Raw genomic sequence first — 17,952 nt, 5'->3', positions numbered from 1 at the left:
GCTATAGCCAAGTGGTAAGGCAGAGGCCTGCAAAGCCTTTATCCCCAGTTCAAATCTGGGTGGCGCCTCCAAAAAAAAGCATTGCTAAATAGCAATGCTTTTTTTGGCTTGATATAAAAATAAATTGATTACCCTTAATGTTAAGAGTGTATTTTATCTCTCTTTTTAACTATATATAAAATAAATATTTTCTAATATAAATAATAATCCCATAAGTTTAGGAAATATGTACATATTTCCTATCAACTTTATATGCTTTTAATATTTCATTTTATATTTATATGTAAAATCCTTTTTAAAAGAAAAACATACAAATAAATTTAGATATCTAAAAAGAAAATACTACCTCTATCAATTAAGTTATTATCACTAAGATAAATAGGGGTTATATTGTGCTTATCTAAAAATGCCAATACTTCACTGCCATATTTATAATTTTTAAGATTTCCATAAAAAACCAAGTGCTTTTCATCTAATAGACCACAACTACCACCTATAAAACCGTAATTCAGTCCAGGGAGTTCAATATCCCCAGGAGGAAGTAACAATATATCTACATCTGTTTCTTTTAAAGCTCTTACAATTGACCTATCACTAGTAATAATTGCATTATTATTAACTATTGCAGTAGAGCATTTAGTGTAACCTTGTTTAACATTAATAAGAGTTTTATTTGTCATGTATTTCAATAAAAATTCATCAGTATATTTAATATTATGTATAAAATACTTCTTTAGATTTACTGCATTTAAAGTAATATCATAGGGGTATTTTTCATTTAGCTCACTTTTAGAAAATATAACATCAAAATTAAAATCATTTTGTAATAAATTGATGAAAGTTTTGTCCATGCTAAGGTGTGTCATTAACATGCTTTTTGAAATAGTATGAATTAGCATATCTGGATGACCACATACAGCATCATATAGTTTAGTGCTAGGAGGACATTTTAAAACTTTACAACCTAAAGTCTGTAAGGCTTTTATTTCACTATTAGAAATCCTAAAGTCTACTATAGCAAGTTTCATTTTATCACCTCAATTCGAATGTCGATAAATGTTTAAATTATTAATGCATATCCATTGTAAGAAAACGCATAATAAGATAGACAAATAATTTTTAAAATTATATTAGCATTTTAAAAATTAATTTACAAGTTATAGCTTTTGAGTTGTGGTAATTAAGCCATGTTATAAAGGAGTGAGCTATATGTTATTATTAACATTAATACAGGATGATAGCAAAGAGTATATAATAGATGAGATAAGAAATGCCAGAAATTATTTTAAATTAAAGAATGTAACGGTAGGTATTTCAGAAAGCTTAGAAAACAATCTTCATATTGTTAAAGTTTATTGTGATGATGAGAATTTTGATGAGAAGTTTCATAGAATGTTTAACTTATATATAGGTACTGTACTTTTTAAAGTTGTTATAAAGGAGTTTTGTAAGAAAAATATTTCAAAATATTTATCAGAGAATTTTTACTTTTTAAGAGGTGAGGATATAAAGGAAGTAAAAAATATGATAATTGATGTATTTGAAAATGAAAGCAGCAGAATAGATGATAATATGATATATTATATGAATAGAAAGAATGAAATCATAGATAAAATTGTTCTTTGTTTAGAGGATAACAATGAGGTGAATATTAAAGGCTTTTTAACTTTTAGAATGAAAGAAATAGCACATGATTTAGAAAGTATAATAGATAAGATAGTTGAAAAGTTTATGATAGAAAAAGAATATAATGAATTCATTAAGCTATTGAAATATTTTGTTGATGTTCAGGAAAGTAAGATAAATGAAGTTAATATTATGATAGATAAAGATGGAGATTATCTAGTGAAAGATGAACTTGGAAATGATATCTTAAATAACTTAATAAATGAACTTTATGATAGCAGAATAAATTCAAAAGTAAGTTCAGAGGATTTAATAATAAGTGGCTTAATTACTTCTGCTCCTAAAAAAATAGTCATACATTGTGTGGAAAATTCCAGAAATAAAGAATTAATAGAAACTATTAAAAATGTATTTGTTGAAAGAGTAGAATTCTGCGATGATTGTGCAAAATGCACACAACTTAAAAATAATATAAAGATATAGCTTAAAATTGTTGACAACTAGAAAAACATATATTATAATACTACTTGTTGAATAAATGAATAATGTTATTAATTAAAGAAGAAACAGCCGTTTCTCACCTTACAGTTAAGCTAGTAAGGTTAAACTGTAAAGTGAATTTGTGTATTACAGAGGGCGGCATTTGTCGCCCTCTTATTTATATAATTTTATAACACCTGGAGGTGAAAACTATTAGTAAAAACAAAGACTTTATAATGAATGAAGATATAAGGGAAAAGGAAGTAAGAGTTGTTAGCAATGATGGTGAGCAATTAGGGGTCTTAGCAACTAAGGAAGCCCTAAAAATTGCAGAAGAGAAGGAACTTGATTTAGTAGTTATTTCTCCAAATGCAAATCCACCAGTATGCAAGATTATGGACTTTGGTAAGTATGTTTATGAGCAACAGAAAAAGGATAAAGAAGCTAAGAAAAAGCAAAAAATCATAAACATAAAAGAAGTTAGAATGAATGCCACTATTGAAGACCATGATATTGAAATCAAAGCAAACCATGCTAGAAAATTCTTATTAGACGAAGACAAAGTTAAAGTTACTGTGAGATTTAGAGGAAGAGAAGTTCAAAACTCACATGTAGGACATCAAATATTGAACTCTTTTGTAGAAAAGCTTGGAGATGTGTATGTAATTGAGAAGCCTGCTAAACAAGAGGGGAGAAATATGATACTGATATTAGCTCCTAAAAGAGCATAAACANNTAGGAAAAAGCAAAAGATTGTTAATGTTAAAGAGATAAGATTTAGCCCTACTATAGAAGAACATGATATTTCTATAAAGGCTAAAAGAGCTAGAGGTTTCTTAATGGATGGGGATAAGGTAAAAGTAACCGTAAGATTTAGAGGCAGAGAAGCTGATTATGCTCATGTAGGAAATAAGATATTAAAAAGTTTTTTGGAAAAAATGGAAGATATATGCGTAGTGGAGAAGCCTGCCAAACTAGAAGGAAGAAACATGGCTATGGTTTTGGCACCTAAAAAAGCGTAATTCTGGAGGGAGGATCTTATAATGCCAAAAATGAAAACTCATAGAGGTGCAGCAAAAAGATTCAAGAAGACAGGAACAGGTAAGTTAAAAAGAGCGAAAGCTTTCAGAAGCCATATATTAACTAAGAAAAGCGCAAAAACTAAGAGAAATCTTAGAAAAACTGGATATGTTTCAACTTCACAAGAAAAAGCAATGAAAAAATTATTACCATACTTATAATCGAAGGTGAACTAGGAGGTATTTTAAATGGCAAGAGTAAAGGGAGCTGTTAACGCTCGTAAAAAACATAAAAAAGTATTAAAACTTGCAAAAGGATACTATGGTGGAAAAAGCAAGTTATTTAAAACTGCAAATGAGTCAGTTATAAGAGCATTAAGAAATGCATATGTAGGAAGAAAATTAAAGAAAAGAGATTTTAGAAAACTTTGGATCGCAAGAATAAATGCGGCTACAAGAATGAATGGACTTTCTTACTCAAGATTCATGAATGGAATGAAACTTGCAGGAGTAGACATCAACAGAAAAATGCTTTCTGAAATAGCTATTAATGATCCAAAAGCTTTTGCAGAATTAGTTGAAGTTGCTAAAAAACAACTAGAAGCTTAATTAAATATTAACTTTAAAATGTAGCCATAGGCTACATTTTTGTATTATAAACTAATTTTAAATATTAATATGGAAATACTATAATATACTAAAAAAAAAGTATATAATGAAAATGACTATAGTTTAAATTCAGAGAGAATTGAGGTGTTTTTAGTGGAATTAAAAATGAAAGATGTTTTAAAAAAGAGACAATTTACTCCTATGCAGGTATTGGCCATTGGATATGCAGTTATTATATTTTTAGGTGCAATGTTATTAGCGCTGCCTATATCAACAAATGCTAGAGTATATACGCCTTTTTTAGACTGCATATTTACGTCTACTTCAGCAGTATGCGTAACAGGACTTATCACAGTGGATACAGGAACCCATTGGAGTTATTTTGGTAAAACAGTAATTATGATGCTTATTCAAATCGGAGGCTTAGGATTTATGTCTTTTGCTACTATGTTATCATTAATTATAGGTAAAAGAATTACCCTAAAAGAGAGATTAGTAATGCAAGAAGCTATGAATTCGACTTCTCTTCAAGGTATAGTTAAATTAGCAAAATACATATTAATATTTACTTTTTCTATAGAAGGATTAGGAGCACTTTTATTAAGCACTCAATTTATTCCTGAATTTGGATTTTTAAAAGGGATTTTCTATAGTATATTCCATTCTGTTTCAGCCTTTTGTAATGCAGGTTTTGATTTAATGGGTAATTTTAATAGTTTAATTAATTATAATGGAAATGTAGTTATAATTTCTACTATATCTGCTCTTATAGTTACAGGTGGATTAGGATTTTATGTTTGGAATGAGATATATAATTACAAGAATATCAAAAAGTTATCACTTCATTCAAAATTAGTAATATCTATGACTATTGCATTGATAATAGGTGGTGCAATTTTATTTTTCTTATTTGAATTTTCAAATGAAGCTACAATGAAAGGAATGAGCTTTAAGGATAGAATATTAGCATCAATTTTTGCATCAGTTAGTCCTAGAACAGCAGGATTTAACTCTATATCTTTAGCAGATATGACTATACCATCCATTTTCTTAAGTATTATATTGATGTTTATTGGAGGGTCACCAGGGTCAACAGCAGGTGGACTAAAAACAACGACTGCTGGTATATTATATATGACAGTTAAATCAGTTATTAAAGGTCGAGAAGACACAGAGATATTTAAAAAGAAAGTAAGTAAGGATACGGTTTATAAGGCGTTTTCAGTTATGATTATAGCCTTAGGTTTAGTTATAACGGTAACAATACTTCTTTCTATTACGGAGCATCAAACTGGCGTACCTTTTGAATATTATATATTTGAAGCAACTTCAGCTTTTGGAACAGTTGGATCCACATTAGGATTAACTCAAAAGTTAAGTGCTATAGGAAAGATAATTGTGGCCTTAACTATGTATGCTGGTAGATTAGGACCATTAACATTAGTTTTAGCAATTTCAATTAATAGACGTAAGAAAGCTTTAGCTATAAAGTATCCGGAAGATAAAATATTAGTTGGGTAGAAGGTGGAAATTATGATTAAAAAGCAATTTATTGTAATTGGATTAGGAAGATTTGGAACATCTGTAGCAGAAACATTATACTCATTAGGAAATGATGTATTGGCAGTTGATGTTGATGAGGAAGTTATACAAAATATATCAGAAAAGGTAACTCATGCAGTTCAAGTTGATGCAAATGACGAGCAAAGCTTAAGAGCATTAGGAGTTGGAAACTTTGATGTTGCTATTATAAGTATAGGTTCAGATATTCAAGCCAGTATATTATCTACGCTACTTGTTAAAGAACTAGGCGTTAAGCATATCATTACAAAAGCTAATAATGCACTTCATGCTAAAGTACTATATAAAATTGGAGCAAACAGAGTTATATTTCCAGAAAGAGATATGGGAGTAAGAGTTGCACACAATTTATGCTCTTCAAATATATTAGATTATATTGAACTATCACCAGACTTTAGCATTGCTGAGATTGTAAGTCCACAAGAATGGCATGAAAAAAGCTTAAAAGATCTTAATTTAAGAGCAGAATATGGAATAAATGTTATGGCAATAAAGAGAAATAATGAAATAGACGTTTCTCCTTCTGCTGATGAAATTATTGAGGCTAATGATATAATTGTAGCTATTGGTGGTAATCAAGAGCTAAATAATATAGAAAAGTTAGTAAGATAGGAGAAGATAATTTGCAATATATTAGTAGCAAAGAGAATTCACTAATAAAGCAAATAAAGAAATTAAAAGAAAAGAAACATAGATTAGAAAATAAGGCTTTTTTAGTTGAAGGCTTTAGATTTATTGAGGAAGCATTAAAGTCATCCTTTAATGTAAAATATATTTTTATAAATGAAAATGCAGATAAAGAATACTGTGAAAAATATATAAGCGTACATGAATGTAATGCTGAGATTTATATTGTAAGTGATATAGTTTTTAAGACCTTAACTAGCACTGAAACACCACAGGGAGCAATTGCGGTAGTGGAGAATAAAGTCCTTAATTTAAAATACTGTGAGGGATTTTATGTATTAGTAGATAAGGTGCAGGATCCAGGAAATTTAGGTACAATTATAAGAACTGCTCATGCAGCAGATGGACTAGGAATTATATTAACTAAAGGTACAGTAGATGTATATAATGAAAAAACCTTGCGCTCAACTATGGGATCTATATTTAATATTCCTATTATAGAAGACAAGGATTTAAGCCTTGTTAGGGAGTTAAAAAATAAAGGTTATAAGCTTATTACAAGTTCTCTTGATACAAATAACAACTTTTATGATATAGATTTAAGCGGTAAATGCATTATTTCTGTGGGAAATGAAGGAAAGGGAATTAGTAAAGAAATATATGAGCTTTCTGATGAAAAAGTTAAAATTCCTATGCCTGGCGGTGCAGAGTCATTAAATGCATCAGTTGCTGTATCTATTATGATGTATGAGACTGTAAGACAAAAAAATGTTATTAAATAGTATTGAAATTTTATACAAACATAGGTATAATAGGTTTTAAATTAAAAATTAAATATCTTAAACTGTGAAGGAGAGAGTAGGTATAAGGTTACATACAGGGAGTAAAGGTCATAGATTGAAAGCCTTTATATGATAAATTTATGCTGAAGTTCACTCTTGAGTTCTAATTGTGAAAATAGGTTTTTATTAAAACATTATAAGTAATGATTAGCGATTAAAATCGATAAATTTACTAAGAGGGTCTATTTTATAGTCCAATTAGGGTGGTACCGCGGATATTCCGTCCCTTTTTTAGGGGCGGTTTTTTTTTTTTCAAATATATATTAGAGTAATTTATGTTAAAAGATATAGATTATTCAATGAAATTAATGTTGTCTAAGAATTTTAATTAATCATTGTTATTTGAGAATTAATAAAAGGTAATAATTATTAATTATAAGAAAAATATGAAAGGAGATTTTAAAATGAGAGAAAAATTAGAAGATATTAAGCTGTCTGCTCTAGATGAATTGAAAACTGCCGCTGAGAAGGTTCAACTTGAAAATATTAGAGTGAAATATTTAGGTAAAAAAGGAGAGCTTACTCAAATATTAAGAGGAATGGGAGGCTTATCACCAGAAGAAAGACCACTTGTAGGTAAGGTTGCTAACGACGTAAGAGAAACATTAGAAAATGCTATTGCTAAGGCAACTGAAGAAATCAAAAATAAAGAAAAAGAAAAAAGACTACAAAGTGAAATAATTGATATTTCTATGCCAGGAAAAAAACAAACTATAGGCAATAGACATCCTCTTGATTTAACTTTAGAAAAAATCAATGAAATATTTCTATCAATGGGATTTTCTATAGAAGAAGGACCAGAGGTAGAAAAGGATTATTACAACTTTGAAGCATTAAATATACCTAAAGACCATCCAGCTAGAGGAGAACAAGATACTTTCTATATAAATGATAATGTAGTTTTAAGAACTCAAACCTCCCCAATACAAATTAGAACAATGGAGAATCAAAAACCACCAATAAAAATGATAGCTCCAGGAAAGGTTTATCGTTCAGATGCAGCTGATGCTACTCATTCACCAATATTCTATCAAATAGAAGGATTGGTTATAGATAAAGGAGTAACTTTTGCAGATTTAAAAGGAACTTTAGAGCTATTTACTAAGAAGATGTTTGGAAATGTTGAAACTAAGTTTAGACCACATCATTTCCCGTTTACTGAACCTTCAGCAGAGATGGATGCTACTTGCTTTGTTTGTAATGGCGAAGGATGTAGAGTTTGTAAAGGAAGTGGATGGATAGAGATACTAGGATGTGGTATGGTGCATCCACAAGTTCTAAGAAATTGTGGAATTGATCCAGAAGTTTATAGTGGATTTGCTTTTGGATTTGGTCTTGATAGAATGGTTATGCAAAAATATGGAATTGATGATATTAGATTATTATACGAAAGTGATATGAGATTTTTAAATCAATTTTAATAAAATGTTAAAGGAGGATTACCAATGAAAGTTCCAGTTAAATGGCTTAAAGATTATGTTGATATAAATATTTCCCCTAAGGAGTTGTCAGATAGACTAACGCTATCTGGTTCTAAGGTAGAAGAGCTAGTTGTTTCAGGAGAAGAGATTTCAAAAGTAGTAACAGGAAAAATAATAAAAATAGATAGACATCCAGATGCAGAAAAACTTGTGGTTTGTCAAGTTGATATAAAGGCTGAAGAACCAATTCAAATAGTAACTGCAGCTACAAATATGAAGGAACAAGATATAATTCCTGTAGCATTACATGGGTCAACATTACATGGTGGACTTAAAATTAAAAAGGGTAAATTAAGAGGCGTAGTATCTAATGGGATGTTCTGTTCAGAAGAGGAACTTGGAATAGCAGGAGATAAACCAGTTCATGGTCTTATGATACTACCAGAAGATACTCCAATAGGAGCAGATATAAAAGAAGTAGTTAATATAGGAAGTGCAGTAATAGAATTTGAAATTACATCAAATAGGGCAGATTGTTTAAGTGTTATAGGAATAGCAAGAGAAACAGCAGCAACATTAGGAACTACTTATAAAATGCCTAATTTAGAATATACTTCTACTTGTAGTGAAAATGTTAAAGATGATTATAATGTAGAAGTAAAAGATGACCTTTGCAGAAGGTTTATGCTAAAAGGAATTAAAAATGTAAAAATAGAGCCATCACCACAATGGATGCAAGAAAGACTATTAGAGGCAGGAGTTAGACCAATAAATAACATTGTTGATATAACAAATTTTGTTATGTTAGAGCTTGGTCAACCACTACATGCTTATGATGCAAGAGAAATAGCAAGCAAAACTATAGTAGTTGAAAGAGCTAAAGATGGTGAAAAATTTACTACTTTAGATGAAATAGAAAGAACTTTAGATAGTGATATATTATGTATTAAAGATGGAGAAAGAACTGTTGGACTTGCAGGAATAATGGGAGGATTGAACTCAGAGATAAAAGAAGACACTGAAATGGTTATTCTAGAATGTGCAAACTTTGATGGCATCAATGTAAGAAAATCATCTAAGAAGTTAAATTTACGAACAGAAGCTTCAACTAAGTTTGAGAAAAATCTAGATCCTAATTTATGTGAAATAGCAGTAGCTAGGGTTGCTTCATTAGTAAATGAATTAAATGCAGGAGAAGTAATGGAAGGAGTAATAGATGTTTATCCAGAGCCTAAAACTCCGCATTATTTAGAAGTAGATTCAAATTGGATTAATAAATTTTTGGGTATTGATATATCCAAAGAAGACATGAAGAAGTATTTAGATAGATTAGGATTAGCTACAGAAATTAAGGAAGATATATTAGTTGTAAAATCTCCTACTTTTAGAAGTGATATTAATATTAAAGAAGATATTGCAGAAGAAATAGTAAGAATTTACGGGTATAATAATGTACCTTCTACAATAGCATTGTGTGAAGCTACAAAAAGTGGAAAAAGTGAAAAACAAAAACTTGAAGAAAAGGTTGTAGATTCATTAATAAATAGTGGATTAAATCAATCTATAAGCTATTCTTTTGTAAGCCCAAAAATTTTTGACAAATTATTAGTTTCTGAAGATAGTAACTTAAGAAAGTCTATTTCAATTAAAAATCCTCTAGGTGAAGATTTTAGTATAATGAGAACTACTACATTAGCATCTGCTATGGAGGCATTATCAAGAAATTATAGTAAAAGTAATGAAGAAGCAAGATTGTTTGAAATAGGAAAGATATATATACCTAATGAAGATGAAAATAAGCTTCCAGAAGAAAGAAATATAATTACAATTTCAATGTATGGAAATATGGACTATTTAGATATTAAGGGAGTAGTTGAAAATGTAATTGAAGAACTAGGAATCGGAAGTGTAAGCTTTAAGAGAGAATCAGAGAATCCAAGCTTTCATCCAGGAAAAACTGCTGCACTATATATAGGAAAAGAATATATAGGTGTTATAGGTGAAATTCATCCTGATGTAGCAAACAATTATGATATGGATATAAGATGCTATATATCTGAGTTAAATTTAGATTTATTATTAAAACATGCTAAAGTTGATAAGAAGTATGTTCCATTACCAAAATTCCCAGCAGTAACTAGGGATATAGCACTTTTAGTCGAAGATGGAATATTGGTTCAAGAAATAGAGGAGACTATTAAAAAGCAAGGCGGAAGCATATTAGAAAGTATTAAATTATTTGATGTATATAAAGGTAAACAAATACCAGAAGGTAAGAAGAGCATTGCTTATTCAATAGTATATAGAAATAAAGAAAAGACTTTAACGGATAATGAAGTTAACAAAGTTCATGATAAGATTTTAAGAGCACTAGAGCACAAGCTAGGTGCAGAGTTAAGACAAATTTAATTAATTGATAATAAAAAATGACCATTGATTATTTAATTGGATAATTTTTAAGAAAAGTGATTTAGTCACTTTTCTTTTTTATGTAAAAAATTAATTATGAACTTTTATATGAATAAAGAAGTATATATAATTATTTCATTATGTAAGATTTATGTAAAATTTTAAAGTATACTTTATATAGCTTATAAAAGTTTTTTACATAAATATTAAAGGTTAATATTTATTGACTTCGAGGAAAGTAGGTTAAACTAGAGAATAATCAAGAAAACAGTGGGAATTATAGCAGTATTTTATTATTTTGGTTTATTTCATAAAGGTTTTATGATAAAATAAGAACAACTATAATCTTTAAGAGGGTGTTTTAGTGAACATTATAACAGTTAAAATAAATGGTATGGAATATAATTTAAAAGGTGAAGAAAATGACGAGTATTTACATATGGTAGCCAAATTTGTGGACAAACGTATTCGCACCTTAATGGAAAATAATTCTAAGTTAGGCTCAGGGGATGCCACTATATTAGCTGCTTTAAATATGGGAGATGAACTTTTAAAGAATAAAGAAAGCTACGAAAGGTTATCTGAAAACTTCACAAAAGCGAGTAATGACAATAAGTTTTTAATTTCAGAATTAGAGCAAATGAAAAAACAGGTTGAATCTTTAGAGAATATTAACAAGGAGCTTCAAGAGCAAGTTGAAAGTTTGTCTGGTAACCAAGATCTTAGATTAAAAGAAGAAATGCAAAAAATTGATTCAGAGATGGAGGTTATGACAGAGGTTTCAAAAGAAATAAAAAGTGAAAATGAAAAGCTTACTATGTTAAATAAAAAGCTGGCAGCTAGAAATAGAGAACTAAGATCGGATATTTGCGATAAAACTAGAAATATTAAAGAATTAGCAAAAGAATTAGATAATAAAAATGAAGAATTAATAAGAGAAAAATTAAAAAAGAACTCATTATTAAAAATTAAAGAATAGCTTTTGATAAGAATGAAACATTTAACCTCCAGTTGCTAAAAGTATGGAGGTTAAATTATTATAAATAAAGGAGAAAAGGTTATGTGCAAGTATGATATTTCAGTAGAAGAAATGTGGTTAAGCTATTTAGAAATTTTAGGTGAGAATGAAAAAACTACGAAAAAAAATTATACTGCTTGGCATTTTTGTAATGATGAGAAATCTGCCAATGAGTTAGCGGAACTTGTTTTGGAAGGAACAAAAAGAGGAACAGCTTCTTTATACTATTGGTATAAAGAAGAAGGAGAAGAACTGCCAAAAGTTGATGAGTATAGCATAATTACTAATTGGCAAGATATTGCTAAGTGTATTATTAAAACCACTAAAATAGAAATTATCCTTTTTAAAGATGTAACAGAGAAGTTTGCTTCAATAGAAGGTGAAGGCGATAAATCTCTAGACTATTGGAGAAATGTTCATCGAATATATTTTGAAGATGAATTAAAAGAAATAGGAAAAGAATTTAATGAAGATATGGAAATAGTATGTGAAGAGTTTGAAGTAGTATATAAATAAAAATTTTAAAATATAAATATGAATAAAGAATTTTCTTTGTAGCATAAAACTCATAATTAATCAAATAATTATGAGTTTTTTATTTAACAACTTTTTATATTTAGAAAGTTGTTAAATAATTTTGATAAAATAGTTTCTAAAATTAATAATAGAGCTATTTGTCTTATTAAGATAAACTATTTTATTTAAATAATTAGTGATAAAAACTACTATGATTGCATAGTTATATTTTAAGTAGCAAACATAGGAGGATTATCAATGAAGGTTTTGTTGTGTGCAAGACAGGATTATTTAAAAAGTTCTGCTGGTGACTCCATCATTGTAAAAAAAATTTACAAAAATTTAAAGCAGTTAGGAGTTAATGTTGATATAGATAGAGGAGAGTTATATGAATATAATGATTATGATATTATTCACTTATTTAATATCAATGTTCCAGGAGAGATATATAGGTATTATAGACAAAGCCTAAAAGGAAAAAGTAAAATTGTGATTACTCCTCTTTATTTTAATATGAGTAATTATTATAACCATATAGGAGAAACTGAAAAACTAAAATTGTGGAATAGTTGTAATATATATAGAAGAGAACTTTTAAGAAAAAGTCATATGATTTTTTGTAATAGTAAGTGGGAATTAGAAAATTTAAAAAGAGATTTTAAGTTTGATACTCCTTGTAAGGTAATTTATAATGGAGTGAATATGTTAGAATATGAAGACGTACCACTTTATAATTTTACAGAACGACATGACGTAAATAATTATGTGCTATCTGTAGGAAGAATATATGAGGCAAAAAACCAACTAATACTTTCAAAGGTTTGTAATGAGTTAAATTTACCTTTAGTTTTAGTAGGAGGAGTTTCGAATAAAAACTATTTTAAAAAATGTTTAGCTTATAAAAATGTACAATACTTAGGTTTTATGGATAACTATAATGTATATAATGCTTATAAATTTGCTAAAGTTCATGCATTACCTAGTTTTATGGAGCTAACAAGTCTTTCTTCTTTAGAAGCAGCGGCAAGTGGATGCAATATCGTAGTAACAGAAGAAGGAGCTTCAAGAGAATATTTTAAAGATTTAGCTATATACTGTAATCCTTATGATGAAAATTCTATAAAAGAAGCCATAATTAAGGGATATAATAATAGAAAAAATAATGACTTAAAGGAATATGTATGTAAAAGATATACTTGGGAAAATACTGCTAAACAAATATATGAAGAATATTTGAAATTAATAAATAGTTAGTGGACTTTTTAGTCCACTTATTTTTATTTGTAGGAATTTGCATTTTTACTGTTTAATATGGTTTAAACTATATTTATAAATAAATAGATAATATAAATAGGTTTTTATTTTTATAAATAAAAACTATATAATGGAATAAAAACTTTGTCTTATATACTTACTATTGGTATAATTATATTCGTAATTATAAGCTCAGTAATAGGAGAGATGAACATGAGGAAAATAGAACTATTAGCACCAGGTGGAAGCGTGGAAAGTTTACATGCAGCAGTGCTTTCAGGGTGCGATGCAATATATATGGGCGGAAGTAAGTTTTCAGCAAGAGCTTATGCTAATAATTTTGATGATGAGAAATTAAAAGAAGCAGTAGATTACTGTCATATATATAATGTTAAGGTTTATATAGCTGTAAATACTTTAATTAAAGAATCCGAATTTGAAGAAGCTATAGAATATGTTAGATTTTTATACGAGGTTGGAGTAGATGCAATATTAGTTCAAGATTTAGGTCTGTTTTATGCTATAAAGAAGCTATTACCAAATTTTGAAGTTCATGCTTCAACACAAATGACAGTTCATAATGGGGAAGCTGCCTCATTTTTGAAACAATTAGGCTTTAAAAGGATAGTACTTTCGAGAGAGCTTTCATTAAAGGAGATTGAATATATATCTAAAGAATTAGATATAGAGACAGAAATATTTGTTCACGGTGCGTTATGTGTTAGTTATTCAGGGCAATGTCTTATGAGTAGTATTATAGGTGGAAGAAGTGGAAATAGAGGACGTTGTGCACAGCCTTGTAGATTACCCTATACACTAATTAATAAAATTTCAAATGAAACAAGAGAAGGATACTTACTAAGTCCTAAAGATATCTGCACTTTTGAAGATATCAAAAAAATTATAGAAAGCGGAACTTCTTCTCTAAAAATTGAAGGGAGAATGAAAAGAACCGAATATGTTGCAGGAGTGGTTTCAAGTTATAAAAAAGCTATTAATGCTTTTTACGAAAATAATGATTTTGTAGATATTAAAGGTGAATATAATAATTTGGCTCAACTTTTCAATAGAGAAGGGTTTTCTAAAGCATATATGTTTGGAAATGTAGGAAAAGATATGATGGCATATAATTTTCCTAAGAATACTGGTGTGTATATTGGAAAAGTAGAAAAGGATTTGACCATTAAGTTAGAAGAGGATATTCATCTTAAAGATGGAGTTAGAATAGGAGAAGGTGGATTTACCGTATCCGGTATAAAGATAGGTAAGAATGAAGTACAATATGCTGTAAAAGGAGAAAAAGTAATATTAAAGCCTACTAGATATAAAGAAGGAGATATGTTATATAAAACTTCTGATATAGAACTTTCAAAAGAACTTTCAAAGATTTATGAAAATGTATATGGTAAGAAACTTTTAATAGATGTAAAAGTGGAGTTTATAGTAGATAAACCAATAAAGATTATCACGAATTTTGAAGGAAATAATTTTATTGTAAAAGGAGATTTAGTTCAAAAAGCAATAAAAAGGCCATTAGATAAGGTGAGTATAATTAAAAATCTTCAAAAGTTAGGAGATACTCCATTTGAATTTAATAATATTGAATTTAAAGTCTTTGAGGAAGGATTTATACCAGTGTCTTCAATTAATTCTGTAAGAAGAGATTTAACTGAAAAAATATTAAGCTTTATAAAGGAAGGCTACAGAAGAAAAGATAAATTGAAGTTAACTGTTAATAATATAGAAAAACAGCCACAAAAAGGTAAAGTTCCTGAACTTTTAATTGTAGTTAGCAACTTGCAACAATTAAAGGCAGCTTTAGATAGTGGAATAGAAAATATTGCAGTGGACTTTTTCTTTAAAGGTAATCAGCTTAAAATTGAGGAAGTTAAAAACTATGGAAAGTTTAATTTATATATAAAAACTCCGAATATAATTAAAGAAGAATTTGAAGGTATTTGTGAATTTATAGATAAAAATTTAAAGGATGTTAAAGGTATAGTAACAGCTAACTTAGGTATTATAAGTAGGTTTAAAGATAAAACATCTTTAATTGGAGATTATAAACTGAATATATTTAATAGCTATAGTGGAGAATTTTATAATCAATATTTAGATGGAGCTTCAATAAGTGTAGAACTTAATAATAAAGAAATAAATTCAGTTGTGAAAAATACTAGTATTGCATCTCAAATAATAGTTTATGGTAAATATGAGCTTATGGTTAGTGAATATTGTGTAATAGGAAGTACATTTGGAGGAAAGTCACTATGCTCTAATTGTGCTGTCAATTGCGCTAAAGGTAACTATATTTTAAGGGATAGAAAAGGTGAGGACTTTAAAGTGTTAACAGATAAATACTGTAGGAGTCATATATTTAATAATGTTCCTGTTAACTTAATTCCTAATATGAAGGAACTAAAAAAGAACAATATACAAAGCTTCAGAGTAGATTTTATAGATGAGGATTATAATAAAACAAAGGAAATTTTAGATATAATTAAAAAGGAAGAGTTTTTAGGAGATTACACAAATTTTACAAGAGGGCATTATAAAAGAGGAGTAGAATAGAGAAAGTTGGTGGTACAATGCAGGATAAAACTTTAAGAGTGTTAGAATACCGAAAAATAAAAGAAAATCTTAAAAAATATACAAGAACATCCGCAGCAAAAGATATTATAGATGAATTAGAACCTTATGATAATATATATGAGGTAAAAGAGCATTTACAAGAAAGTAAGGAGGCTTTTCAATTATTAACAAAAAAAGGCAACCCTCCTTTTGAAGGAATATACGATGTTAGAGAAGCTATAAAAAGAGCAGAAAAAGGGTCAGTGCTTTTACCAGAACAGCTTATTAGAATTGCATCTATGCTTAAATGTGCAAGATTATTTAAGGATTATATAGCTCATAAGGAAGAGGAAGAAAGCTATAGAGTATTAGAAGATATATGTATAGGTATTGTTCCTCTTAAAAAAGTAGAAGATGAAATATTTAGAGCTATAATTAGTGAGGAAGAGATAGCTGATAGAGCATCTCAGGAGCTTTATGATATAAGAAGAAAACTAAGAGAAAAATCTTCTTCTGTAAAGGATAAGGTAAATTCATTAGTTAGAAGTAATTCTAAGTATCTTCAAGAACATTTATATACTATAAGAGGAGATAGATATGTTCTTCCTGTAAGAACTGAATATAGAGATGCAGTGCCAGGTCTTATACATGATCAAAGTTCAAGTGGTGCTACTTTATTTATTGAACCTATGGGTTTAGTTAACTTAAATAATGAAATAAGAGAACTTACATTAAAAGAAAAAGCAGAGATAGAAAGAATCTTAAGGATATTATCTCAAAGTGTTACGGACAATGTTGAAGTTGTTGAAAATAATGGAAATATATTATGGGAATTAGATTTTATTTTTGCAAAAGCTAAATATGCTAGTGAAATTAATGCTATTTGTCCGGAAGTAAATAATGATGGAATTATAGATTTAATAGAAGTTAGACATCCACTTATAGATCCTAAGGTAGTAGTACCTAGTGATATATATTTGGGAAGAGAATTTACTTCACTTGTAATTACTGGTCCTAATACAGGAGGAAAAACTGTAACTCTTAAAACTGTAGGACTTATTCAATTGATGGCAATGAGTGGTATCTTAATTCCAGCAAGACAAAATTCTGCAGTAAGCTTTTTTCATAAGGTTTATGCAGATATAGGAGACGAGCAAAGTATAGAACAAAGCTTATCTACTTTCTCTTCACATATGACCAATATTGTTGGAATTATAGAAAATGCAGATGATAATTCTCTAGTACTATTTGATGAGTTAGGTTCAGGTACAGATCCTACAGAAGGAGCAGCTCTTGCAGTTTCAATACTAGAAAATTTAAGAAAAAGAGGATGTAGAGTGGTTGCTACTACTCACTATAGTGAGCTTAAGGGATATGCATTAAAATCCATAGGAGTAGAAAATGCTTCCGTAGAATTTAATGTTGAAACCTTAAGACCAACATACAAATTACTTATAGGTATACCAGGAAAATCTAATGCTTTTGAGATTTCAAGAAGACTAGGGCTTCCAGAATACATTATAGACAGTGCAAGAGAAAATATTTCCAAGGATACCTTAGAATTTGAAGAGCTTATTCAAAGCTTACAACAAAAGAGTATTAAAGCTGAAAATGATGCAAGAATTGCTGAAATGTTAAAGAAAGATGCAGAAAAGCTTAAAGAAAGATATGCAGAAAAGCTTTATAAATTTGAGAAATCTAGAGAAAATACGCTTTATGAGGCGCAAAGGGAAGCAAAACAGCTTATAAGAGAAGCTAAAGAAGAATCTGATACTATTCTTAAAAATATTAGAGAGCTTGAAAGAATGGGATATAGTTCGGAAGTAAGAACAAAACTTGAAGAAGAGAGAAAGAAGATTAAAAACAAGCTTGAAAATGTAGAATTTGCATCACAAAAAACAGAGGAAGCTAAAGGAGAAAAGCTTAAGTCTATTAATGAAGGTGATGAAGTCTATCTTCCAAAATTAAATCAAAATGTT

Annotated in this window: 15 protein-coding genes, 1 pseudogene and 2 other annotated features; of the genes and pseudogenes, 15 read left to right on the top strand and 1 reads right to left on the bottom strand. The window is 28.7% G+C overall.

Annotated features, from left to right (window positions below; all coding sequences use genetic code 11):
- Window positions 1-320: 320 nt before the first annotated feature.
- Window positions 321-1,028, bottom strand: a complete 708-nt coding sequence (locus B3603_RS10690) for a DUF6873 family GME fold protein (RefSeq protein ID WP_291564437.1) — start codon at window positions 1,026-1,028, stop codon at window positions 321-323.
- A gap of 181 nt (window positions 1,029-1,209) precedes the next feature.
- Between B3603_RS10690 and ytxC the strand changes: the two genes are divergently transcribed.
- From ytxC to B3603_RS10615, 15 genes and pseudogenes are all read left to right on the top strand, one after another.
- The gene (gene ytxC / locus B3603_RS10685) at window positions 1,210-2,109 is read left to right on the top strand and encodes a putative sporulation protein YtxC (protein WP_291564435.1); all 900 of its coding nucleotides are present in this window, start codon (window positions 1,210-1,212) and stop codon (window positions 2,107-2,109) included.
- A gap of 69 nt (window positions 2,110-2,178) precedes the next feature.
- Window positions 2,179-2,294 (top strand) — a sequence feature (ribosomal protein L20 leader region).
- Window positions 2,295-2,309: 15 nt separating this feature from the next.
- A complete protein-coding gene (gene infC, locus B3603_RS10680; RefSeq protein ID WP_291564433.1) occupies window positions 2,310-2,837 on the top strand; it encodes a translation initiation factor IF-3 in 528 nt (175 codons plus the stop codon).
- Window positions 2,838-2,846: 9 nt separating this feature from the next.
- Window positions 2,847-3,128: pseudogene (gene infC / locus B3603_RS10675) on the top strand (translation initiation factor IF-3); the annotation flags it as partial.
- Window positions 3,129-3,149: 21 nt separating this feature from the next.
- Entirely contained in the window at window positions 3,150-3,347 is a 198-nt protein-coding gene (rpmI, locus tag B3603_RS10670; RefSeq protein ID WP_291564431.1) for a 50S ribosomal protein L35, read from the top strand.
- 27 nt (window positions 3,348-3,374) lie between these two features.
- On the top strand, window positions 3,375-3,734 hold the full coding sequence (gene rplT / locus B3603_RS10665) for a 50S ribosomal protein L20 (RefSeq protein WP_291564429.1): 360 nt from the start codon (window positions 3,375-3,377) through the stop codon (window positions 3,732-3,734).
- A gap of 165 nt (window positions 3,735-3,899) precedes the next feature.
- Window positions 3,900-5,255, top strand: coding sequence for a TrkH family potassium uptake protein (locus tag B3603_RS10660; RefSeq protein ID WP_291564440.1), 1,356 nt, complete (start codon window positions 3,900-3,902; stop codon window positions 5,253-5,255).
- Between the two features lie 12 nt (window positions 5,256-5,267).
- Window positions 5,268-5,927 (top strand): potassium channel family protein, encoded by a 660-nt coding sequence (locus B3603_RS10655; protein ID WP_039631145.1) that lies wholly within the window; start codon window positions 5,268-5,270, stop codon window positions 5,925-5,927.
- An 11-nt stretch (window positions 5,928-5,938) separates the two neighbouring features.
- Entirely contained in the window at window positions 5,939-6,724 is a 786-nt protein-coding gene (locus B3603_RS10650; RefSeq protein WP_291564425.1) for a TrmH family RNA methyltransferase, read from the top strand.
- 55 nt (window positions 6,725-6,779) lie between these two features.
- Window positions 6,780-7,015 (top strand) — a binding site (T-box leader).
- A gap of 173 nt (window positions 7,016-7,188) precedes the next feature.
- Window positions 7,189-8,205 (top strand): phenylalanine--tRNA ligase subunit alpha, encoded by a 1,017-nt coding sequence (gene pheS, locus B3603_RS10645; protein ID WP_291564423.1) that lies wholly within the window; start codon window positions 7,189-7,191, stop codon window positions 8,203-8,205.
- A gap of 24 nt (window positions 8,206-8,229) precedes the next feature.
- Window positions 8,230-10,614: a phenylalanine--tRNA ligase subunit beta gene (pheT, locus tag B3603_RS10640; RefSeq protein WP_291564421.1), complete on the top strand. Its 2,385-nt coding sequence runs from the start codon at window positions 8,230-8,232 to the stop codon at window positions 10,612-10,614.
- A 364-nt stretch (window positions 10,615-10,978) separates the two neighbouring features.
- Window positions 10,979-11,593 carry a cell division protein ZapA gene (zapA, locus tag B3603_RS10635; RefSeq protein WP_291564419.1) on the top strand — a complete coding sequence of 205 codons (615 nt, stop codon included), beginning with the start codon at window positions 10,979-10,981 and terminating at the stop codon, window positions 11,591-11,593.
- 81 nt (window positions 11,594-11,674) lie between these two features.
- Entirely contained in the window at window positions 11,675-12,148 is a 474-nt protein-coding gene (locus B3603_RS10630) for an ASCH domain-containing protein (RefSeq protein ID WP_291564418.1), read from the top strand.
- 258 nt (window positions 12,149-12,406) lie between these two features.
- Complete coding sequence (locus tag B3603_RS10625) at window positions 12,407-13,402, top strand: glycosyltransferase family 4 protein (RefSeq protein ID WP_291564416.1); 996 nt, start codon at window positions 12,407-12,409, stop codon at window positions 13,400-13,402.
- 213 nt (window positions 13,403-13,615) lie between these two features.
- Window positions 13,616-15,973, top strand: a complete 2,358-nt coding sequence (locus tag B3603_RS10620) for a DUF3656 domain-containing U32 family peptidase (RefSeq protein WP_291564414.1) — start codon at window positions 13,616-13,618, stop codon at window positions 15,971-15,973.
- Window positions 15,974-15,990: 17 nt separating this feature from the next.
- Window positions 15,991-17,952: endonuclease MutS2 (locus B3603_RS10615; protein WP_291564412.1), on the top strand; the 1,962-nt coding region annotated here is incomplete at its 3' end.

The sequence above is a fragment of the Clostridium sp. UBA2485 genome, from assembly GCF_002341865.1.
Taxonomy (GTDB): domain Bacteria; phylum Bacillota; class Clostridia; order Clostridiales; family Clostridiaceae; genus Clostridium_J.
This window is presented reverse-complemented; position numbering and strand designations above follow the sequence as displayed.